This is a genomic window from Sedimenticola selenatireducens DSM 17993, assembly GCF_000428045.1.
GTDB classification, from domain to species: Bacteria; Pseudomonadota; Gammaproteobacteria; order Chromatiales; family Chromatiaceae; genus Sedimenticola; species Sedimenticola selenatireducens.
The window spans coordinates 206179-227775 of the sequence record NZ_ATZE01000001.1; the positions used below are offsets into that span (position 1 = coordinate 206179).

Annotated in this window: 19 protein-coding genes; 18 read left to right on the forward strand and 1 reads right to left on the reverse strand. The window is 59.6% G+C overall.

What is annotated here, in order from left to right:
• Genes A3GO_RS0101020 through brxL form a run of 3 tightly spaced genes read left to right on the forward strand, consistent with a single transcriptional unit; the run spans nucleotide 1 to nucleotide 5673 of the window.
• Nucleotides 1-1263 (forward strand): ATP-binding protein, encoded by a 1263-nt coding sequence (locus A3GO_RS0101020; protein ID WP_029131816.1) that lies wholly within the window; start codon nucleotides 1-3, stop codon nucleotides 1261-1263.
• Nucleotides 1244-3622, forward strand: coding sequence for a BREX-1 system phosphatase PglZ type B (gene pglZ / locus A3GO_RS0101025; RefSeq protein WP_157606656.1), 2379 nt, complete (start codon nucleotides 1244-1246; stop codon nucleotides 3620-3622). The genes A3GO_RS0101020 and pglZ overlap by 20 nt, the downstream gene beginning before the upstream one ends.
• Nucleotides 3619-5673, forward strand: coding sequence for a protease Lon-related BREX system protein BrxL (gene brxL / locus A3GO_RS0101030; protein ID WP_029131818.1), 2055 nt, complete (start codon nucleotides 3619-3621; stop codon nucleotides 5671-5673). The genes pglZ and brxL overlap by 4 nt, the downstream gene beginning before the upstream one ends.
• A 183-nt stretch (nucleotides 5674-5856) precedes the next feature.
• On the opposite strand, the gene A3GO_RS0101035 is transcribed toward brxL, so the two are convergent.
• Nucleotides 5857-6516 carry an ArsR/SmtB family transcription factor gene (locus A3GO_RS0101035; protein WP_029131819.1) on the reverse strand — a complete coding sequence of 220 codons (660 nt, stop codon included), beginning with the start codon at nucleotides 6514-6516 and terminating at the stop codon, nucleotides 5857-5859.
• A 95-nt stretch (nucleotides 6517-6611) separates the two neighbouring features.
• Between A3GO_RS0101035 and A3GO_RS0101040 the strand changes: the two genes are divergently transcribed.
• The 15 genes from A3GO_RS0101040 (at nucleotide 6612) to A3GO_RS0101110 (ending at nucleotide 21371) form a co-directional block, all read left to right on the forward strand.
• Nucleotides 6612-7472 (forward strand): sterol desaturase family protein, encoded by an 861-nt coding sequence (locus tag A3GO_RS0101040; RefSeq protein WP_029131820.1) that lies wholly within the window; start codon nucleotides 6612-6614, stop codon nucleotides 7470-7472.
• The gene (locus tag A3GO_RS0101045) at nucleotides 7462-8445 is read left to right on the forward strand and encodes a VTT domain-containing protein (RefSeq protein ID WP_029131821.1); all 984 of its coding nucleotides are present in this window, start codon (nucleotides 7462-7464) and stop codon (nucleotides 8443-8445) included. Before A3GO_RS0101040 ends, A3GO_RS0101045 begins: the two co-directional genes overlap by 11 nt.
• A 6-nt stretch (nucleotides 8446-8451) precedes the next feature.
• Nucleotides 8452-8796, forward strand: a complete 345-nt coding sequence (locus A3GO_RS0101050) for a DsrE/DsrF/TusD sulfur relay family protein (protein ID WP_029131822.1) — start codon at nucleotides 8452-8454, stop codon at nucleotides 8794-8796.
• A gap of 51 nt (nucleotides 8797-8847) precedes the next feature.
• Nucleotides 8848-10053 carry an NAD(P)/FAD-dependent oxidoreductase gene (locus tag A3GO_RS21985; RefSeq protein ID WP_037374372.1) on the forward strand — a complete coding sequence of 402 codons (1206 nt, stop codon included), beginning with the start codon at nucleotides 8848-8850 and terminating at the stop codon, nucleotides 10051-10053.
• Between the two features lie 45 nt (nucleotides 10054-10098).
• Nucleotides 10099-12405: an efflux RND transporter permease subunit gene (locus A3GO_RS0101060; protein WP_029131823.1), complete on the forward strand. Its 2307-nt coding sequence runs from the start codon at nucleotides 10099-10101 to the stop codon at nucleotides 12403-12405.
• Nucleotides 12406-12418: 13 nt separating this feature from the next.
• Nucleotides 12419-13273 carry an outer membrane lipoprotein-sorting protein gene (locus tag A3GO_RS21990; RefSeq protein ID WP_051301704.1) on the forward strand — a complete coding sequence of 285 codons (855 nt, stop codon included), beginning with the start codon at nucleotides 12419-12421 and terminating at the stop codon, nucleotides 13271-13273.
• Nucleotides 13270-14526 carry a hypothetical protein gene (locus A3GO_RS21995; RefSeq protein WP_051301705.1) on the forward strand — a complete coding sequence of 419 codons (1257 nt, stop codon included), beginning with the start codon at nucleotides 13270-13272 and terminating at the stop codon, nucleotides 14524-14526. Before A3GO_RS21990 ends, A3GO_RS21995 begins: the two co-directional genes overlap by 4 nt.
• A complete protein-coding gene (locus A3GO_RS25945) occupies nucleotides 14523-14855 on the forward strand; it encodes a hypothetical protein (protein WP_157606657.1) in 333 nt (110 codons plus the stop codon). Before A3GO_RS21995 ends, A3GO_RS25945 begins: the two co-directional genes overlap by 4 nt.
• A 33-nt stretch (nucleotides 14856-14888) precedes the next feature.
• Nucleotides 14889-15476 carry a hypothetical protein gene (locus A3GO_RS0101080; protein WP_157606658.1) on the forward strand — a complete coding sequence of 196 codons (588 nt, stop codon included), beginning with the start codon at nucleotides 14889-14891 and terminating at the stop codon, nucleotides 15474-15476.
• A gap of 12 nt (nucleotides 15477-15488) precedes the next feature.
• Nucleotides 15489-16049, forward strand: a complete 561-nt coding sequence (locus tag A3GO_RS0101085) for a peroxiredoxin family protein (protein ID WP_029131826.1) — start codon at nucleotides 15489-15491, stop codon at nucleotides 16047-16049.
• Entirely contained in the window at nucleotides 16046-17218 is a 1173-nt protein-coding gene (locus tag A3GO_RS0101090) for a trans-sulfuration enzyme family protein (RefSeq protein ID WP_029131827.1), read from the forward strand. Before A3GO_RS0101085 ends, A3GO_RS0101090 begins: the two co-directional genes overlap by 4 nt.
• Nucleotides 17215-18366: a cysteine desulfurase family protein gene (locus tag A3GO_RS0101095; RefSeq protein ID WP_029131828.1), complete on the forward strand. Its 1152-nt coding sequence runs from the start codon at nucleotides 17215-17217 to the stop codon at nucleotides 18364-18366. The genes A3GO_RS0101090 and A3GO_RS0101095 overlap by 4 nt, the downstream gene beginning before the upstream one ends.
• A gap of 10 nt (nucleotides 18367-18376) precedes the next feature.
• Nucleotides 18377-19309: an MBL fold metallo-hydrolase gene (locus A3GO_RS0101100; RefSeq protein ID WP_037374376.1), complete on the forward strand. Its 933-nt coding sequence runs from the start codon at nucleotides 18377-18379 to the stop codon at nucleotides 19307-19309.
• An 18-nt stretch (nucleotides 19310-19327) separates the two neighbouring features.
• Nucleotides 19328-20563 (forward strand): multiheme c-type cytochrome, encoded by a 1236-nt coding sequence (locus A3GO_RS0101105; protein WP_029131830.1) that lies wholly within the window; start codon nucleotides 19328-19330, stop codon nucleotides 20561-20563.
• A 130-nt stretch (nucleotides 20564-20693) separates the two neighbouring features.
• On the forward strand, nucleotides 20694-21371 hold the full coding sequence (locus tag A3GO_RS0101110) for a class I SAM-dependent methyltransferase (protein ID WP_245621633.1): 678 nt from the start codon (nucleotides 20694-20696) through the stop codon (nucleotides 21369-21371).
• Nucleotides 21372-21597: the final 226 nt, after the last annotated feature.

The following is a 21597-nucleotide window of genomic DNA, read 5'->3' on the forward strand; positions in this document are numbered from 1 at the left end:
ATGTTTGCGACACGCAGCGAGTTGCTGGAGAAGATTCGTTTGGGCGAAGACAATTTCCTGGAGTTGAAGGAGGTTCGTTTCGCCGGCGGCAAGATACGTGGGCCGGAGCAGAATGACCTTGCCGATGAATTGGCCGCCTTTGGCAATACCCGCGGTGGTGTGCTGCTCCTGGGCGTCCATGACAAGACTCGCGAGGTGCTGGGAATCCCCGTCGATCGGCTCGATGCCGTTGAGGCGCTGGTACGCCAGGCCTGCGAGGATTCGATCAAGCCACCTGCTGCGCCCGTGATTGAACGCCTTAGCCTGTCCGACAGCGCTGGCGTCGAACAACCGGTGATTCGTGTCGAGGTCCCACCCAGCCTATTTGTGCACCAAAGCCCGGGCGGATATTTTCACCGTGTTGGATCGTCGAAGCGGCCGATACCGCCCGATCAACTGGCTAGATTGTTCCAGCAGCGTAGTCAGGCACGATTGATTCGTTTCGATGAGACGCCGGTCCCGCGAGCAACGCTGGCGGATCTGGACGAAGCACTGTGGCGACGATTTGCTACGCCGCGGTCAACCGACGCATCGGAGCAGCTGCTATCCAAACTTGCCATGGCTTCGCAAGATGATGCCGGCGTGTGGCGGCCCACAGTGGCCGGCGTGCTTCTGGCTTGTCGGGAACCCGAACAATTTCTGTCCAGTGCATTCATTCAAGCCGTCGCATATCAAGGTACGGCGATTTCACCGCAAATGGAATCGGCGTACCAACGTGATGCCCGAAATATCACCGGTTCTCTGGATCGCCAGATCTTCGAGGCTTGCGATTTCATTCGAAAGAACATGCGGGTAGCAGCCAAGAAGAGCTCGGAGGGTGGACGCGAGGATATTCCGCAGTTTGACATGCTTTCCGTCTTCGAAGCGGTCACCAATGCGGTAGCGCATCGCGACTATTCGATGGCGGGGAGCAAAGTGCGCCTTCGGTTATTCGATGATCGCTTGGAGTTGTACACGCCGGGACTCCTGCCCAACACCATGACCCCAGAAAGCCTGCCCTATCGGCAAGCCGCTCGAAACGAAGCCATTACCAGTCTGCTGGCGCGTTGCCCCGTCGAACGAGACGACTTCAAGAGCCATCGCACACACATTATGGACAAACGGGGAGAAGGAGTACCGATCATCCTATCTCGAAGCGAACAGCTTTCAGGCAAGATTCCAGAATATCGCCTGATCGACGAATCGGAGCTGCTGTTGAAAATCTATGCCGCGGCTGTTTCTTGAGGCCGAACCAGTGTTGGACATTCGAGAAGCCGAAAAAAAATTAACGGTAGTCGAGGCTCTGGTGCTGTCACTCGAGCGTGCTGCCAGGTTCAATCCAAACGATGTTGTACACCCGTATGCCATCTTGTGGACTGATCATGATTCACAGTGGCAGCCGATCATTCCCCAACTCCGCCGCTTGCTGCCCCAGCTGTTGACTTTCGGTGAATACCAGCCCGAGCAGCGAATAGGGCCGGCCATCTGGCTGCGTAGTGTTGTAGACAGGGCGTTACCGGAAGTTGAAATACCTGACGGGACGACGCCGATCGTGTACCTGCCGGCAGTGAGCCGGCAGGTACTACGGGCAATCGAGGAGTGCCCAGATCGCCTCAAGCCGCTGGTGGAGCTCCAATATCGTGGCGTTTGCTGGACGCAGAAGAACGGCAAGGACTGGACTGTCGAAGCCTTCCTGGTGGCGGAGGAAGGAGGCCTTGGGTTGGACGTGGCGCGTGATGCGACCACTCGTCGTGCCATGCTCGGCGCATTGGCAGAACTGGCCACGACGTCGGTTGATAGGCTGCGGGGAAAACATCTCGAGGCCGAGGATTTCGACAAGCTCTTTTCCGACGATCCGGCAAAGGATCTGTTGCTCTGGTTGAGCGATCCGGAGACGGCAAAGACGGGGTGGAACGGAGGACGTTGGGCCGCTTTTAAGTCCCGCTGTAAGGCGGACTTCAAGTTTGATCCGGACAAGGACGGCGAGTTGGTCGGTGCGGAGCTACTCGGCAAGCGGGAAGGTCATTGGGCCATAGTATGGGAGCGATTTTCCGAGTCGCCTGTGCTCTATCCCGGCATACCGGAGCTGTTGCGTCAGGCAATGCCGGGCGATCTGTTCATCGAGCCTTCTTCCTGGCCTCAGAACAATGAGAGTGAAGAGACAACGCTGCGGAAAGCGCTGTTTGGGCTTGAGAAGGCGACGCCCGCTGATGGGCGTAAACGGATCCTTGAGCTCGAGAAGTTACATGGTCTAAGACGGGAGTGGGTCTGGGCGAAGTTAGGGCAGGCACCACTCGCGGTAGCCCTGGGCCATCTGGCAGCTATTTCCGAACACGCGAGCTCCAAGCTGGGCGGTGCCTCGACTGCTGAAATGGCAAAACTATATGTCGATGCTGCATGGGAAGTCGATACTGCAGCGTTGTCTGCGATGGCTTCGATCAAGTCTACTGCCGATGCGCAAGCAGTGGGGAAGGCATTGAACGCTGTTTATCGGCCGTGGCTTGAGTCAGCAGCAGAACATCTTCAGCAGTTGGCTGAGAAAGAACCGCTGCCTGGACACATTGGCCAGGGGCTGGAGGACGTCATCGTTGAATCAGGCGGTCTGATTCTATTTGCTGATGGACTTCGATTCGATGTATCTCAGCGCCTCGTCGAACACATGCGATCGAAAGATTGGTCAGTTACTATGTCAACCCGGTGGGCAGGACTGCCTACCGTAACCGCAACGGCCAAGCCGGCGGTTTCGCCCGTTTCAGATGGCATCAAAGGTTTGTCACTCGGAGAGGATTTTCTCCCTGTTATGGCTGATACGAACCAGCCGTTAACCACGGACAGGTTTCGAAAACTGCTGAAGTCGGCGGGATACCAATACCTGAGTGCCGACGAAACGGGTGATCCCTCGGGGCGTGGCTGGACGGAAAACGGCGAGCTCGACAAATTGGGTCACTCCCTGCAGGGAAAACTCGCCGGCAGTGTGGAAGAGCAGATTGATCTGATTCTGGAACGTATCGAGACATTGCTCGATGCCGGCTGGCGTGAGATTCGTGTGGTAACAGACCACGGCTGGCTCTGGCTGCCTGGCGGGTTGCCGAAGGTTGATTTGCCCAAGTATCTGACAGCAAGTCGCTGGGCCCGTTGCGCAGCGATCAAAGGGGCATCCAAGGTGGATGTGCCCACCGTGCGATGGCACTGGAATGCTCACCAACAGGTTGCAGTGGCCCCTGGGATTTCCTGTTTCGGCGCCGGCAATGAATACGCACACGGTGGACTGAGTCTGCAAGAGAGTCTGGTCCCTGTCATCCGGGTGACCGCGGGTGAGACAAAAGCCAAGGCAGCTGTAAAGATTGCAGATCTCTTCTGGGCAGGGCTGCGTTGTCGTGTGCGGATTGAAGGAGCACAGCCTGGATTGTCTGTGGATCTGCGGTTGAAGGTGAATGACCCGGAATCTTCCGTGACTAAAACACGGCCGGTTGACGCCGATGGGGCAGCCAGTTTGCTGGTGGCAGATGACGAATTGGAGGGTACGCCGGCGGTTCTAGTGGTATTGGATGCCAGCGGCCATGTGATTATGAAACAACCCACGATCATCGGGGGTGACGATTGAAAGTAGAACTCGATCCACTTGACCGTCTGGCGGCGACGGCGTTTGAAGGTTACCTTGTCCGCAAGGACCTGGTGCGGAAATATAGCCGTCAGTATCCGGTTCCGACATACGTGGTGGAGTTCCTCCTGGGACGCTACTGCGCGAGCACGGACGATCAGGAGATTGAAGAAGGGCTGACCATCGTCGAGCGTCAGCTCTCCGATCGGACGGTCCGTACGGGCGAAGAGGAGTTGTTCAAAGCGCGGTCTCGTGACAAGGGTTCGATCAAGCTGATCGATATCGTCCGTGCCAAGCTTGACGCCAAAACCGACTCTTTCGTCGCTGAGTTACCGAGTCTGGCGATTAAGGATGTACGAATAGAAGATAGCCTGGTCAAGCAACACGAGCGTATGCTGACAGATGGTTTCTATGCAGAAGTGACATTGAGCTATGACGCCGCGATTGCTCAGGAGAAAAGCGGGCGACCCTTTGCCATAGACAGTCTGCGCGCCATTCAGCTTTCCAAAGCCGATGTACTGGATACGCTCAAGCGCGGCCGTCACGATTTCACTACGGAGGAGTGGAAACGTGTTCTGCTGCGTAGCGTCGGTCTGGAGCCGGCCGCATTGTCGGAGCGTGCACAACAGGTCGCGCTCGTCAGGATGGTGCCGTTCGTGGAGCGCAACTACAACATGGTCGAGCTGGGTCCACGCGGAACGGGGAAGAGCCACCTTTACCAGCAGATATCTCCGTATGCACACCTGATCTCCGGCGGCAAAGCGACCGTTGCCAAGATGTTCGTCAACAATGCGAATGGTCAGCGTGGTTTGGTGTGTCAATACGATGTCGTTTGCTTCGACGAAATCTCCGGCGTCTCGTTCGATCAAAAGGACGGCGTCAACATCCTCAAGGGTTACATGGAATCCGGCGAGTTCTCCCGCGGCAAGGAAAGCATCCGTGCCGAGGGTGGGATCGTCATGGTCGGCAATCTCGATGTCGAGGTCGAGCATCAGCAGCGTGTAAGTCACCTCCTGAGTCCTCTCCCACCAGAGATGAGAGACGATACCGCCTTTATGGACCGGATCCACGCCTACGTGCCCGGTTGGGACTTCCCCAAGCTCAACCCAAACGAGCACTTTACCGACCATTTTGGATTGGTGAGCGACTTCCTGTCCGAGTGTTGGAGCAGGTTGCGCACGGGTAGCCGTATTTCGGTGCTGCAGGGGCGAGTGAATTTTGGCGGCGCACTCAGCGGCCGTGATATCACGGCGGTCAACAAGACCGTAAGTGGCCTGTTGAAGCTGCTGTATCCCGATCCGGAGATGGCGGTGCCGGACGAAGAACTGGAAGAGATGGTTCGTGTCGCCCTTGAAGTCCGTCGCCGAGTGAAAGAACAACAGAAGCGCGTGTTCAAGAGTGAATTCCGGAATACGCACTTCAGCTATGCGATGGGTGAGGACGGTGTGGAGAAATTCGTATCAACGCCAGAGCTCCACAGCGACGAAGCCATTGAGTTGGATCCGCTGCCACCCGGACAGGTGTGGGGAATCAGTCCTGGTGGAGCGGAAACCGGCCCCAGTCTGTATCGACTCGAAGTGACGGCAGGGAAGGGCAGTGGCGTCAAAATTCTGAATGCTCCGGTTCCACCGGCGTTCCGCGAAAGCGTCCGGTACGCCGAGCAGAATCTGTACACAAGGGCAAAGCAATTGGTAGGCGATCGAGACCCACGCTCCCATGATTTTTCCTTGCAACTTCGTGCTATGGATAACGACCGCGGTGGAACCTCTCTCGGCTTGCCCGTTCTGATGGCCCTTTGTAGCAGCTTGCTCGAAAAAAGTACGAAGGGTGGTCTGATTGTCGTCGGCGCCCTAAACCTTGGTGGATCGGTGGAACCTCTGGTAAATGCGGTCGGTATCGTTGAAGTCGCTGTAGAGAAAGGTGCCGATACGGTGTTGATGCCGGTGTCCGCCCGTAAACAGCTGTTCGAGCTTTCGGACGACATGGCAACGCGGATCAATATCCAGTTCTATTCAGATACGCCGGATGCATTGCTGAAGGCGCTACTTGAGTAGGGCGTTGATTTGCGGCGAAATGTGACCCAGTGTTTGAGTTGAATATTGAAACCACGCACTCTTGGATGCCCTCCCGAAGTGGAAGATATTATTCGGTTCAGATGTAGTAGTTCAGACTTGGGCTAACTTTTCGATACAAGCGTCTTCAAACGTGGGTCACTCTCACGTGCAATCCAACACCATTCAGCGTTCGGTCGGGTACCCAGCCTGCTGCCATTCCGGAAAACCGTCACTGAGACGCCTCGCGTTTAGCCCCTTCTTCCGCAATTTCGCCACGGCATCGAACGCCAGGACACAATGCGGTCCCCGGCAATAGGCTACGACCTCTAAGCTGGGATCCAACTCCTTAAGACGCCTTTCTAACTCCTTGAGCGGAATGTTGATCGCGCCGGGCAGGTGTCCCGACCTGTACTCTTCTTGTGGACGTACATCCAGCACGGTCACCAGGCCATCACGCGCACGTTCCAACAACTGGTCCGCCGGCACCGGCTCCAGGCTGTCTTTGACTCTGAGATAATCATCCACCAGGCGGTCCACATCCGCCAGATGACGCTCTGCCACTTCCCGTAAAGAGCCAAGCAGTGCCGAAACGTCCATACCACTCAGCTGGTAATAGACCTTCTGACTCTCCTTCCGGGTAGTGACCAAACCGGCTTGACGCAACTGCTGCAGGTGTTGCGAGGTATTGGCCACGGTCAAGCCTGAAACCTGCGCCAAAGCATCTACGCTGCGTTCTCCCTGAGCCAAAAACTCCAGCAGTTCCAATCGATAACCGTTGCCCATCGCCTTGGCGACACGGGCAAATTGGTTGAAAAGATCATGTTTGAAATTAGTAGTTGACATATTGCCCTTAGAGGTCTTCAATAATTCAAGAGATCAATTGAATAGTAAATGCTCGAAGAAATTATAGCAGCATAACCGTTTGAGGGAAGGGAAGCATGAACTGGAATGATTGGATTCTTGGGAATGAGCTGCCCATCCGTCTGGGTTTCTTCTTCGGCATTTTTGTCGTGATGGCGGCCTGGGAGGTGCGCTCACCCCGCCGCACACTGACCGTTTCCAAGGCGGTTCGCTGGGTTAACAACCTGGGCCTGGTCTTTCTCAACAGTCTGGTGCTGCGTGTGCTGTTTCCGGCGGCCGCGGTGGGCGTCGCCGTCCTTGCCCAGCAGCGGGGCTGGGGGCTGCTCAATCTTTACGAGATACCCTTTGTGCCATCCGTTGTCATTGCGGTTGTAACGATGGATTTCGTTATCTACCTGCAGCATGTGATGGTTCACGCCATACCCATTCTTTGGCGCCTGCATCGGGTACACCATGCCGATCTCGATTACGACGTGACCACCGGCGCGCGCTTCCATACCTTCGAGATCATCCTCTCCATGTTGATCAAGTTCGCCACCATCATGGTGCTGGGTCCACCGGTGGTCGCGGTGGTGATTTTCGAAGTACTGCTAAATGCCACCGCCATGTTTAACCATGCCAACGTGCGACTTCCCGAAGGGCTGGACCGGATGCTGCGTTGGTTCGTGGTCACCCCTGACATGCACCGGGTGCACCACTCAGTGGAGGACGACGAGGCCAACAGCAACTTCGGCTTCAGCCTCCCCTGGTGGGACAGGCTGTTCGGCACCTACCGCGATCAACCGAGAGGCGGTCACGAGGGCATGACCATCGGCATCCACAAGTTCCGGGATCCGAAACAGGTGGACCAGTTGCCGGGTATGCTGGCGCTGCCCTTTATCGGCAAGATCAGCGGGTATGCCATCAACCGGCGTGAGTGGAGCGGCGATGAAAAGTAGATCGCTGCGTTGGCTGTTGGTCGCCCTGTTGGCGATGGGTGTTGCACTGACGGTGCTCTATCAGGATCGTTTGGATGTCGCCGCCTTGCAGCAGTGGATCCAGCAGGCCGGTGCGGCTGCGCCGCTTCTGTTTATATTGATCTACGCCATCGGCGCCCTGTTCTTCCTGCCGGGATCGGCACTGACTCTGGCGGGAGGCGCCTTGTTTGGACCAGTCTGGGGCACCTTGTGGAACCTGACCGGTGCCACCCTGGGTGCTGCACTGGCTTTCCTCGCTGCCCGCTACCTGGGGGCAGAGTGGGTGCAACGGCGCGCCGGACCGAAGCTGAAACGACTCACCGACGGAGTGGCAGCGGAAGGTTGGCGCTTCGTGGCGTTCGTCCGTTTGGTGCCGCTGTTCCCTTTCAATCTGCTCAATTATGCACTGGGCCTGACCCGCATCTCTTTTCTGCCATACCTGTTGGCTACCTGGATTTTCATGTTGCCCGGCGCGCTTGCCTATACCTATCTGGGTTATGCGGGACGCGAGGCGGTGGCCGGTGGCGAAGGAGTGATTCAAAAGGGGTTGCTGGCGCTGGCGCTGTTGGCGGTCGTCGCCTTCCTGCCGCGTTTGATCGCCAAGTTACGCGAGCGCCCCATGCTCGAGGTGAGCGAGCTCAAGCAGCGTTTGGACGCAGGAGAAAATCTGCTGGTGCTGGATGTGCGCACCGCCTCCGATTTTGTCGGTGAGCAGGGGCACTTGGTCGCTGCCCAAAACCTGCCACTGGAAGAGTTGCCGGCGCGCGTGGAGGAGCTGGAGCCCTGGTTGGAACAGACCGTGGCGCTGGTATGCCGTACCGACCGACGTTCCGCCAAAGCCGCCGCCATCCTGGCGGGGGCCGGTTTCTCTGACGTACACGTGGTGGGCGGCGGCATGACAGCCTGGCTCGGCCATGGCTGGCCCGTCGAAGAGGTTCAACTGAAAAAGGAGTGATGTGACATGAAGACCTTACTGATTCTCAATGATCCCCCCTACGGCACCGAACGCAGCTTCAACGGCCTGCGTTTGGCCAAGGCGCTGGCCGGCGAAAAAGTGGAGGTGTCGCTATTTCTGATGGCGGATGCCGTGGCCTGCGCCAAAGCCGGACAGAAGGTGCCACAGGGCTATTACAACCTGGAGCTGATGGTGAAGTCGGTCGCGCGTACGGGTGAGGTTCTCTGTTGCGGCACCTGCATGGATGCACGCGGCCTGGCCGACGACGAACTGGTGGAGGGAGCTCGGCGCAGCACCATGAAGGAACTGGCGGAGCAAACCGTCGCTGCCGATCGGGTTCTCGTCTTCTGATCCGCCAGCACGAAGAGGTCTGCAAAAGAGATACCGGTGGAGAAATCAAAGATGAAGGTCCTCATAATGGGTGCTTCTTTCGGTGGGATGACCGCGGCCTATGAGCTGCGCAAACGCCTTTCGCCTGGGCAATGTGAGATCAGGGTGATTTCGAAAGATCCCCGATTCACGTTTATCCCTTCGCTGCCATGGGTTGCCCTTGGGTCGCGAAGCCTCGATCAGATCAGCTTCGATCTTGCGGGCTCCTTTACACGTAAGGAAATTGAATTCGTGCATGGCGGCGTCACCCGCATAGATCCGGAATCCCGGCGCGTGTACACAGACGCTGGGGAATATGCGTATGACGTTTTAGTCATCGCCACCGGACACCGCAGTGCCAACGAAGCTGTTCCCGGTCTCGGACCGTTCGACGGTCCCGGACACTCGCTCATGTCACCGCCCGAAGCGGAAGAAGCGAGGGATGCGCTGCAGACATTCCTTGGCGATCCTGGTCCGCTCGTTGTGGGTTGTGCGCCGGGAGCAAGTTGCATAGGTCCGGCCTACGAGTTTGTCTTTCAGGTGGATCATCTGTTGCGCTCCCGGCGAATGCGCCACAAGGTCCCCATCGTTTTTGTCACGCCAGAACCCTTTCTCGGGCATTTCGGCGTGGGGGGCGTCGGCAAGGCGCGGCAGTTTCTCGAGGGGGAGTTCGAACAGCGGGACATTCGTTACTTTACCTCGGCGGCTGTATCCAGGATCGCCGAGTCTGCGGTCGATCTCGCCGACGGGACGAACTTCGAATCCGCATTCTCGCTCTTCATCCCGCCGCTGGCGGGCGTGAAGCCCTTGGCCGAGGCACCGAATCTGGCCAATCCCAAGGGATTTGTGCCGGTCGAAGAAAACTATCGGCACCAGACGTTTTCCGATATCTACGCGGTTGGGGTGGCCGTTGCATTGCCACCGGTCGAGCAGACGCCTGTTCCCGTGAACTTCCCCAAGACCGGTCACATGACGGAACAGATGGCAAGGATGGCGGCCCACAACATCGCGGCCAGGGTGCTGGGAAACGAGAAGATTGCCCGTCCGTTGCACGCTGAGTGCATCCTGGACATGGGTGACCGGGCAGTAATGATCAAGGCGGATCCCTTCCGTCCGCCGCGCAACATTGCCCGCTTCAGCGAGGGCCGGCACTGGCTGTGGGCCAAGAAGGCCTTTGAGCGCTATTACCTGTGGAGGAGCAGACGCGGCAAAACGGTAGCTGGCGAATGGGGATGGTGAAGGGTGCATTTTCGATCTGGGTGTTACCACTGAGAGGGATATGAAATGTTGAAACGACTGATCTGGCTTGCCATGGACTTTCCTAAGTCCACCATCCTTCTGGTGCTTTTGGCCACTATCGCCTTCGGTACTCAGTTCCCGAAGATCCACATCGACACCGATCCGGAGAACATGCTGCCCGCCGATCAGGCGGACCGGGTGCTCTACAACCGGGCCAAACAGGATTTCGGCATTCACGACTTGATCGTACTCGGCATCACCGACGAGGCCGGAATGTTCCAAGCCGACAGGTTATCCCGGGTTGCGCGAGTGGTTGAGCGCCTGTTGGGTATTCATGGCGTGATCACCGCGGATGTCATCAGTCTGACCACCACCGACGATGTACGCTCCAGGGGGGGACTGCTCGAAGTGCGCCCGCTGATGCAGCGGGTTCCGCAGAACCAGGCGGAGATCGACTCGCTGCGTAAGGCCATTGCCGACAACCCGCTGTTCACCGACAAGCTGGCCTCCGCAGACGGCACAGCGCTTGCTGTTTACATTCCTATCGAGAGCAAAGACCAGGCAGCGCGTATTGGCGACGAACTGCGCGCCATCCTGGACGAGGAGCTGACCCCGCAACAGCAATACCACATGGCAGGTCTGCCCATCGCCGAAGACAGCTTCGGCATCGAGATGTTCCGCCAGATGGGCATAGTGTCGCCAGCCAGCGGGGGCATGCTGTTTCTGCTGCTCTGGTTCGCGTTTCGTAAACTCACCCTGGTTGTGCCGGTGATGGTGGTGGCCATGTTCACCGTGGCCTGGGGTATGGGGCTGCTGATTGGCATGGGCTACACCGTGCATATTATGTCGAGCATGATCCCGGTGTTCCTGATGCCGATTGCTGTGCTCGACTCGGTGCACATTCTCAGCGACTTCTACGACCGCTATCCGCGGCTCAAGGACCGGCGGGCGGCCCTGCGCGAGAGTATCGAGGAACTCTACACTCCGATGCTCTACACATCGGTGACCTCGGCTGCCGGTTTTGCCTCGCTGATGCTGGCCGACATCCCGCCGGTGCAAGTGTTCGGCGCCTTCGTCGCCTTCGGTATCCTGGTCGCATTCTTACTAACCGTTACCCTGGTCCCCGCCACCATCGTGCTGATCCGCGAGGAGCGGTTGCAGGCGGTTATCGGCTCCATGGACAGCGAGGGCGGCCGGCTCGGCAAGGTGTTGCGGGAATTCGGGCGTTTTGCGTTCGGGCGCGCGGTGCCGGTGGCCCTGCTCGCCGCTCTGGTCCTAGGCCTGGGTTTCTGGGGGGTGTCGCGCACCGTGGTCAATGACAACCCGGTGGCCTGGTTCCCGGAGAGCCACGATCTGCGCGTGGCCGACCGGGTCATGAACCGACAGTTCGGTGGCACCTACATGGCATACCTGCTGATCGAAGGCAAGGCGGCCGGCGACATGAAGCGACCTGAGGTCATGGCCTACATGGAGGGGCTGCAACGGACCCTGGAGACCGATCCCAAGGTGGGCAAAACCTCTTCGCTGGCGGATGTGATCAAGCAGGTTAGCTACGTAGTTCACGATGCTGATCCACAGCACAGGCGTATTCCTGAAAAAGCCGATGAACTGGCGCAGTACCTGTTCCTGTATGAGACGGCCGGTGACGCAGGAGACCTGGACAATTTCGTCGACTATGACTATCGCAGCGCCAACATCTGGGTGCAGATGCAGGCGGGGGACAACCTGGAGATGGCGCGGGTGGTGGAACTGGTCGACCGGCACCTGGAGAGAGCGCCGCCGCCCGTGGGTGTGCAGGTGCGCTGGTCTGGTCTCACCTACATCAACAAGGTATGGCAGGACGAAATGGTGGTGGGGATGATGAAGGCGGTGATGGGCGGCTTCGTCGCCGTGTTCGTACTAATGGCCTTCCTGTTCCGCTCTCTGAGTTTGGGCTTTCTCTCCATGCTGCCCCTGACTTTTGCCATCACCCTCTCTTATGGCCTCGCTGCCTTCGCCGGCAAGGAGTATGACATGCCCATGTCGGTCTGCTCAGCCCTGACCCTGGGACTCTCCATCGACTTTGCCATTCACTTCGTGCAGCGCTACCGGTGCAACCTGGCGCGACTGGGCGGGGATCTCAGCGCTACCAACGCCGTGGTCTTCGGTGAGACGGCGCGGGCCATCGTGCGCAATGCGCTGGTGATCGCCGTGGGCTTCTCGCCCATGGTGCTGTCACCCCTCGGCCCTTACAAAACAGTGGGTGTGTTCTTCGCGTTGCTGATGTTGTTCTCCGCACTTACCGCCCTGGGTCTGCTGCCAGGACTGTTGAAGCTTACCCACGGTCGGTTGTGGCAAGCCAAGACCACCTAAAGGAGGTGTCGTCATGAAATGCACAAGTTTACTCATCATCCTTAGCTTCGCCTGCAGTGTTGCAGTTCAGACACCATCTTTTGCCGCGGCCCCCACCGCGAATGAAGCGGTACCGGGCCTCCTGCCCTCCAGCCGCATAAGTCCATCCGTGGACAAAATCGTCGCGCGCTCTCTCGAGACTTTTTATTACGCGGGAGAGGATCAGCGCACGCGGGTCAGCATGCGGTTGATCAACTCCCAGGGCAAGGAGCGCAAGCGCGTGATGACCCTGCTGCGCAAGGACCTGGGTACGTCGGGAGAGCAGCGTTACTACATCTATTTCCACGAACCCTCGGATGTGAAGGGCACCGCCTTCATGGTGTGGAAATACCCGGCCCGAGAAGACGACCGCTGGATCTTCATCCCGGCAATCAAGCTGGTCAGGCGCATCGCAGCCGACGACAAGCGCTCATCCTTCGTCGGTTCCGACTTTACCTACGAGGACGTCTCCGGCCGCGATCTGGAGGACGAGACCCATAACCTGTTGGGGGAGGAGACGCTGGGCGGTCGCCCGGTCTTCAAGATCGAGAGCGCTCCGCAAGCCAAGGTGGAGTATGTTCGCCGCCTCTCCTGGATCGATCGGGAGCGGGGCCTGCCGCTCAAAGAGGAGTACTACGATGCGCGGGGTGAACTGCTGCGCACTTTTTCGGCCGACGAGGTGCGCGAGGTTGACGGTCACTGGACCGCAACGCGCCGCACCATGCACGATGCTCAGAGCGGCCATCGCACCGAGGTGGTATTCGATGAAGTGAACTATGACGTAGGGCTCGGTGAAGATCTGTTCAGTGAGCGCTACCTTCGCCGCCCGCCTGGGCAGTGGGTCCGATGAGCACAGAGAAAGGGGTCAAGAAATTGGGGTTTGACTCCTTTTTCTTCCTGTTCTTTATGCTGGTTTGGAGTGCCACTGTTTCTGCAGGAGATTCCGGTTGGATGCCGCAGATCCACGGCTTCCTCCAGGCTCACGCAGCGGCACGTCTGGGCAATGTCGATTGCGCTGTGCAGACCGCCTGCGACTGGCCCTTCAACGAACAGCGCCTGCAGCTCAAGGCGGAGGGGAGCGGAATGGGGGGTTCGCTGGGCTATGCCGCCAAGCTTGATCTGCTGCACGACGCCGCCCTCGATGACTCGGATTCGGATGTCCGGGAACTCTATGCCGACTACAATGCCGAACATTTAACGCTCCGTGCCGGCCGCCAGGTGAACACCTGGGGTGTGGCGGACCTGCTGTTCATCAATGACACTTTTCCCAAAGACTGGGTCTCTTTTTTCGGTGGCCTGCCTCTGGAATATCTAAAACTCGGCAGCGACGCCCTGCGCCTTGACCTCTATCCCGAGTTCGCCGATGTGCAGATTCTGCTGGCCGACTTTCGCGAGGACAGACTGCCGGACAGGGATCGCTTCGTCCTGCCGGGTCCGGAGATCTCCGCTGCCTTGGACGAACCCTCGGATCTGGAGGCCAGTCTGCGCGTCTCGCGCTATTTCGGCAGTTGGGACGGAGCCGTCTATCTCTCCCGCACCCACTATCGTGCTCCGGCAATGAGCCAGATAGCAGGGCAGTGGCGCGGCGAATACCCGCGCCTGAATGCCTATGGTGCCAGTCTCTCGGGACCGCTGGGAAACGGCGTGCTCAACTTCGAAGCAGGTTATTACGACTCGGTTAGAGATCGAGATGGCACCGATCCGGCGGTAGAGAACAGTCAAACGCGGCTGCTTATCGGCTACAGCCGCCAGGTTGCCGAGGAGACGACGCTTGGGTTTCAAGCTTATGCCGAGTGGATGCACGACCATGACGCCTACCGCCGCACCCTGCCGGCGGGAGTGCCGGAACGTGATGAGCTGCGTACGGTGGCGACCCTGCGTTTCACCCAGTTTCACCTGCATCAGACGCTGCGTCTCAGCCTTTTCGCCTTCTGGGGTGTCAGCGAGGGCGATGGTTACATCATCCCATCTGTGCGTTATGCCTTCAGCGATAACCTGTGGGGTGAACTGGGGGCGAACCTGTTCGTGGGCGACCGCAACGGCCAGTTCGGTTCCCTCGGCGACAACGACAACGTCTACGCGACACTGCGTTACGCGTTTTGAGGAGGAGTAAGCATCATGTCCGGCATCACCATTATGTCCAAGCAGCCGCCGGGCGGGCGCTGCTCCCTGTATATGCGCTACGCCGAGACCTTGAAGCAGAGCTGGGTATCGAGTTGGAGATCCGTTTCTGCGACGATGGCGCGGAGGTCCCACCGCCCGCGATGTTAATTTATGGCGCACTGATTACCCCTTCGGACGGAGTGATCCTCTCTCCCGAGGATATCGCCGGACAGCTGCGGGACCGTCTCTCCGCGGATGAGGTCGCCAAGCTTGCCCGGCTGCTGGAGGAGACCCAGGAGCAGTGGATGGAGGAGTGGAGCGATGGGTAGAGTAGAACCGGATCCGAACCTTGGGTGGGCCTTATGACACACGAATACTGGATAGCAATGATCGTGCTCCAGGCGCTTCTCTTCAGCGGCGGCGCCGCGGCAGCCGATGTCGAGCATAGCCGCGATCCGGCGACGGGACTGGAGACCTGGCAGTGGCAGGGCGACACAGCGTCGTTCACCTTCACCCAGCGACTTCCGGATCAGTCCCGCGCCTATTTTCAGGGCCGTGGTTTTGCGTCGGCCGATGCCGAGCCGGTGGCCATGGCCTGCGTCTTTCAGGCAATCATCCGCAACCGTGCAGGTTCCGGTGCACCGATCGATCTCGATCTCTCGGGATGGCGGGTGATACCCGCGCAGGGGAGTCCGCATCCACCGCGGCTGGAAGCGGATTGGCAACAGGAGTGGGAGCGCCGCCAGCTTTCCGGACCGGCGCGCACCGCTTTTCGCTGGTCGTTGTTCCCGACCCGGCAGACTTTCCAGCCCGGTGACTGGAACATGGGCATGGTGACTTTCGGCCCGCCGCCGGGAGACCGTTTCGATCTCGAACTGACATGGAAGCGGGGCGGCACGCCTGGGCACGTACGCCTGGAGTCGATGCGCTGCGCACCCGATCAACCCTGAGAGGAGAATAATATGCTGCGAACCCTGCTACTGATCACTGCGCTGCTGCCGCAACTCGCCGTCGGAGCAACGCCGCTGCCACAGACGCTGACCCCGGTCGAAAGTCGGCCCATGGCGCCCGACTTTTCGCTGCAGGACCTGGACGGTGAGGTCCACCGGCTCTCCGCGCTGCGCGGCCGGCCGGTGATCGTCAACTTCTGGGCCACCTGGTGTCCACCCTGCCGCGAGGAGATGCCCTCCATGCAGCGTGCCTGGGAGAGGCTTCAGACAGAAGGGGTAACCCTGCTGGCGGTCAATGTCGGCGAGGACCCCGATACCGTGTTTCAGTTCACCGGCAGCTACCCGGTCGAGTTCCCCATCCTGTTCGACCGCGAAGGAACGGTCAGCGGCGCCTGGCCGATGCTCGGATTGCCCACCACCTTCGTCGTCGACCCCCAAGGGCGCATCGCCTACCGCGCCATCGGCGGACGCGAATGGGACGACCCGACACTGCTGCAGCCCGTGCTCGAATTGCGCAATTCGGCAGCGAACGCCACCACCCCTCAGCAACCAGCAACAGGAAACCTGCAATGAACGAGACGATGCCGAAAAAACTTGCGACCCGCTGCATCCACGCCGGTGAACTGGCGGACGCCCATGGCAGTCCGCACACGCCGATATACAACACGACCACATTCGCCTTCCCCTCGACCGCCGCCATCCTGGACGTGGTGGAAGGACGCACTGAGGGAAGCCTCTACACCCGTTACGGGCTGAACCCGTCTATTAAGGCGCTGGAGGCCAAGCTTGCCAGTCTGGAAGGTGCCGAGGCGGCACTGGTATTTGCTTCCGGCATGGCCGCGGAGTCAGCTCTGTTCCTCACACATGGCCGCGAGGGGATCGTCTGTATCGGCGACGCCTACGGCGGCACCCTGGAGCTCATTGGACAGCAGCTCCCGCAGCTCGGTATTCCCACTCATCTAATGCTGGGGAACGAGTTGGATCGCCTGGACGCTCTGCTCGCCGGCGGCGCCCGGCTGGTGTTCTTCGAAACGCCAAGCAACCCGACCCTGGAGCTGTTCGACATCGCCGCCATCGCAGAGCAGGCGCACGCTCACGGCGCTCTGCTGGCGGTGGACAACACCTTCGCCTCCCCGGTCAACCAGCAGCCGCTGGCGCTGGGCGCGGACCTGGTGGTGCACAGCGCCACCAAGTACCTGGGCGGCCACAGCGATATCACGGCGGGCGCGCTGATGGGATCGAAGGAACTGCTGGATGCCGTGTGGCCCTGGCGCAAGAACCTTGGACAGACCCCGGCTCCGGAGACGGCCGCGCTGCTGGCGCGCAGTCTGCGCACCCTGGTGGTGCGGGTGCATCACCAGAATGCTTCGGCGCTGGCGATCGCCCGGGCCATGGAGGCCCACCCCAGGGTTGCGCGGGTCCTCTACCCGGGTCTGGAATCTTTCCCAGGGCATGCGCTGGCCAAACAGCAAATGGCGGGCTTCGGTGGCATGCTCACCATCGAGATTGATGGCGGCGGCGAAGCCGCTGCAGCGGCGGTGGATCGTTTCAAACTGTTTGCTATTGCCGCCAGCCTGGGTGGCGTCGAGAGCCTGGCCACCCAGCCGGTCACGACCACCCATCACGGACTTACCCCGGAGGAGCGGTCACGGCGGGGCATTAGCGATGGCATGGTTCGCCTCTCCGTGGGACTGGAGGATTCTCAGGACCTGATCGACGATCTGACGCAGGCCCTGCGATGACCCTGCCGATTTACCTGGACTTCAACGCCACCACCCCGGTGGCTACCGAAGTGGCGAACGCCATCGAGCCTTATCTGCGCGAGCACTTCGGCAATCCTTCGTCCAATCACCTCTTCGGTCAGCGAGCCCATGATGCAGTGGAACGGGCGCGGGCCCAAGTCGCTACACTGATCGGCGCCAAGCCCGAGGAGATCGTCTTCACCGGCTGCGCTACTGAAGCGAACAACCTGGCCATTCTGGGGGTGGCTCGCGCCATGAAAGGGCGGGGCCGGCACTTGATCACCAGCGCGGTGGAGCACCCGGCGGTTAGCGCGCCCATGACGCACTTGCGCGAGGAGGGTTGGGAGGTCAGGGTGTTGCCGGTGGATGCAACCGGGCGGGTCGTACCCGCGGACCTGGTGTCAGCCTTGCGCGCAGACACGGTGCTGGTCTCGGTGATGCACGCCAACAACGAGGTGGGTACACTGCAGCCGATCGCGGAGTTGGCGGCTTTGGCCAAACGCCACGGAGCGCTGTTTCATACCGACGCCGCGCAATCGGTCGGCAAGGTCCCAGTCGATGTCGATGCGCTTGGCGTAGACTTGCTGATCCTTGCCGGTCACAAGTTCTACGCACCCAAAGGGATCGGAGCGCTGTATGTAAGAGAAGGCACGCCGATCGAGCCCATCCTGTTCGGGGCGGGACACGAGCACGGCCTGCGCCCGGGAACGGAGAATCTGCCCCACATCGTCGGTCTCGGTATGGCAGCGGAGATGGCGCAACGAAAGCTGCCCGAGGTCACCGAACGCCTGCACAAACAGCGTGATGCCCTGCACCAGCGTCTCGCCGCCGTTATCCCCGGTCTGATCCTGAACGGCCACCCCGAGCAGCGCCTCCCCAACACACTGAATCTCTCTTTTCCGGGAGTGAGCGGCCGTGCATTGCTCGATCGCACGCCCTCGGTCGCCGCGTCCGTGGGTTCCGCCTGCCACGAAGAGGTAGATGCGGTCAGCGGCGTACTGGGCGCCATGGGTGTAGAGACCGATCGTGCCGGCGGCGCGGTGCGCCTCAGTATCGGCGAACCCACAACGGATGATGAAATCCGCCTGGCCGCCGATGCTTTGATCGGGACCTGGCGCAGCCTGTCATCTCATTCCAACCAGCTGTAAGGAGAACCTGATGCAAAGATTTATTGCGCTGTTTCTGACCCTGTTGCTTCCAGCCTTGTCTGTGGCTGGGGATTCTTTGCCCAGCCCGCAACAAGTCTCGGATCGCACCTGGGCCTGGATTGGGCCCTACGGTCCGCCCACCCGGGAGAACGGCGGCTTTCGCATGAATCTGGGATTCGTGGTCGGTGACAAGGCCGTGGCGGTGATCGACTCGGGTTACGGGGAGGCAATGGCCGAGGCCATGCTCACCCGGATTCGCGCCATCACGGACCGCCCCATCAAGTATGTGATCAATACCAACTCCCAACCCCATCGTATCATGGGCAACTCGGCGTACCGGCGTGCCGGGGCCGAGGTGATCGCAGCGGCTGAAGCGGTTCCCCGTATCACGTCGGAGGGTCCGCAGTTCGCCGCCACAGTCGCGGAACTCCTGGGTCTACCGTCGGGCAGTGTCGCTCCGCCTGAAGCACCCGACCGAATTCTGGAGCAGGAGACGTTCCTGGACCTGGGCGGGGTGGGGCTGCGCCTGATTCCCGTAGGCCAGGCTCACACCGCGGGTAGCTTAATCGCGGTGGTGGAATCGGACCGGGTGGTGTTCGCAGGTGATGTGCTCTATGGCGGTCGTTTGCTTGCGGTGTTATCCCAGAGTCGAGTGGCGGGTTGGATCGAAGCCTACGAGAGGCTGCGGGAATTTGGTGATTTCCGGTTTGTGCCAGGGCACGGAAATCCCGGGATACTCGCCAATTTTAAGCAGCCCACTTACAAGTACCTGACGACGCTAAAGCAGTACATGGATCAGGCCGTGGACGAAGGCGTCGATCTCCAGGATGCCATTGGTTCGTTGGACCAGTCGCCCTGGAAAGATCTTGCTGATTTCGATGCACTGGCTGGCCGTAATGCTCATCAAGCCTACCTGCAAAGCGAGGCGGCGGCCTTCGAGTGACGCAGGGCGAAAAATCCCATGAAGAGAAAGACCCTTATCGTCTGGTCCATCCTGGCTGTACTGTTGGCATTTTTGGGTTGGAGATTCGTGCGGCCCATGAACATCTTCCTGGTCTCCGAGGCCTTCGAGCGTCCGGTCGACTCCAGCAGGATTCCGGCAGGGCTCAAAGGGCTCGGCGCCGAAGAGTGCGGTGAATGCCATAAAGAAGAGTATCTGGAATGGTCCAGCTCCATCCACAGCCAGGCCTGGACGGACCCCTATTACCAGGTGGACTATCTCTTTGATGGCGCGCAGCAGATCTGCCTGAACTGCCACATTCCGCTCGATCGGCAGCAGGAGCACAAGGTGCTCGGTTTTCGGGACAGCGAGAAGTGGGACCCGATCCTCGCACCGAATCCGGATTTCGATCCGAAGCTCCAGAACGAGGGCGTTACCTGCTCCGGGTGTCACGTGCGTAACGGCACCGTCCTTGGCGCCTATGGCCACGAGAACGAAGATCACCCGGTCGAGACCATGGAGGACAGCAACGTCATCTGCATCCAGTGCCATGTAGTACAGGGTGAGCGCTGGGATACATTCTATCGCATGCCCCCATGCGGCACCGTGGCGGAGATCAGGGCGGGATACGGAAAACAATCGGACCGGTCAGGAGATCTGACCGTTTCGGATCTGGGGGAGCTAGGCTGCGTCGAGTGCCACATGCCGGATGTCAAACGACCACTCGTGGAAGGCGGCAAGCGCCGTTTTGCCCGCCGCCACACCTGGCGCGGCGGACAGGATCCGGAGATGGTCAAGGAGGCCCTTAAGATTGCCCTGGAGGAGCATGCACTGCCTAAGAACGGGAAGCGACGCTTTGTGCTGACGCTGACCAACTCCGGCGCAGATCACTATGTGCCCACCGGTACGCCGGACCGGCATCTGACCGTGGAGCTGCGCCTGCTCGATGGCCGGGGTGAGGTGCTGGAGCAGGAGCGGCACACCCTGAAGCGGACGATCATGTGGCGGCCGTTCATTATCGATCTTTGGGATAATCGCCTGGCTCGCAAGGAATCCAGAAGTTACGCACTGGAATTCGACAGCAACCGGGAACCGGATGCTGTGGCGGTCGAGGCGGTGGTGCGCTATCACCTGCTCGACGAGGCGAGGCGCAAGCGCATCGGCTACCAGAACGAGGAGCCGATCTCCTATGAGGTGTTTCGCAGGCGATTGTCGGTTCGGCCGACTTTCGTCATGGAGGATAAAGAAACCTGGTGATTTGGTCCTATTGGGGGGCAACCCGAGGAGGGGATCGCCAGGATCAGCGCGACGCATCCCTTCAATCCCACTCCGCTAGAGGTTCGGTATCGGGAGGAGTTACGTGACAGAGGAATCAACTGAGAGGGCCATGATGAGCTCTCAAAATGAATCTCCGGGCTTGTCGAGTGGCTTGGTCGATCCTGCCGCCTATCATTCATGGTACGAGACACCGCGCGGGGCCTGGATAGCCGAGCAGGAACTCGGCCTCATGTTGTCTTTGTTACGGCCTCATCCGGCCAGACTACTGCTCGACGTGGGCTGCGGCACCGGCTGGTTCAGCAGCCGTTTCGCCGATACCGGACTCGGTGTCATTGGCCTGGATCCAGACGTTCTGGCCCTGCGCTTTGCCCGACAGCGGGATGGTCGGATCGGCTGCATCAAGGGACAGGCCGAAGCGCTGCCCTTTGCTGACGCTGCTTTCGACTATGTGGCGGCGGTCACCAGTCTCTGTTTCGTGTCCGATCCCATACTTGCGCTACGGGAGATGTGGCGGGTGAGCGGCCAAGCCGTAGTACTCGGACTGTTGCACCGGCACAGTCTGTTGTGGTTAAGAAAACGGGGGCGGGGCAGTTACCGAGGTGCCCGTTGGGACCTGCTGGACGAGGTGCGGTGCTGGACCAGGGAATTGGCGCCGGCGCCTAATATCCAGGCAGGCTGGGCTGTCTTTCTCCCTTCCGGCGGTACCATCGCCCGAAATATAGAAGCTTTCCTGCCAAATCAACTCCCTATAGGCAGTTTTCTGGCAGTGTGCCTGCGGCGCCAATAGCCTGCGAATAACTCGTGAGAAGCAATCGCAACGTGAAAATCTATCCTGGATTTGATTAATTAATATGTGTTTTCTCGAACTTCGTTGTGCGGCGCCTGATTGGATGGGGGATATGAGACCAAATACAGGGAGCCTTTGAACGACTGATTCAAGTCTTTCTTTAGGTAGTTATTGTTGCCGCCTGAGTCACCTGGTTATGGGTGAGTGGATCATCTGCCATTTCTGC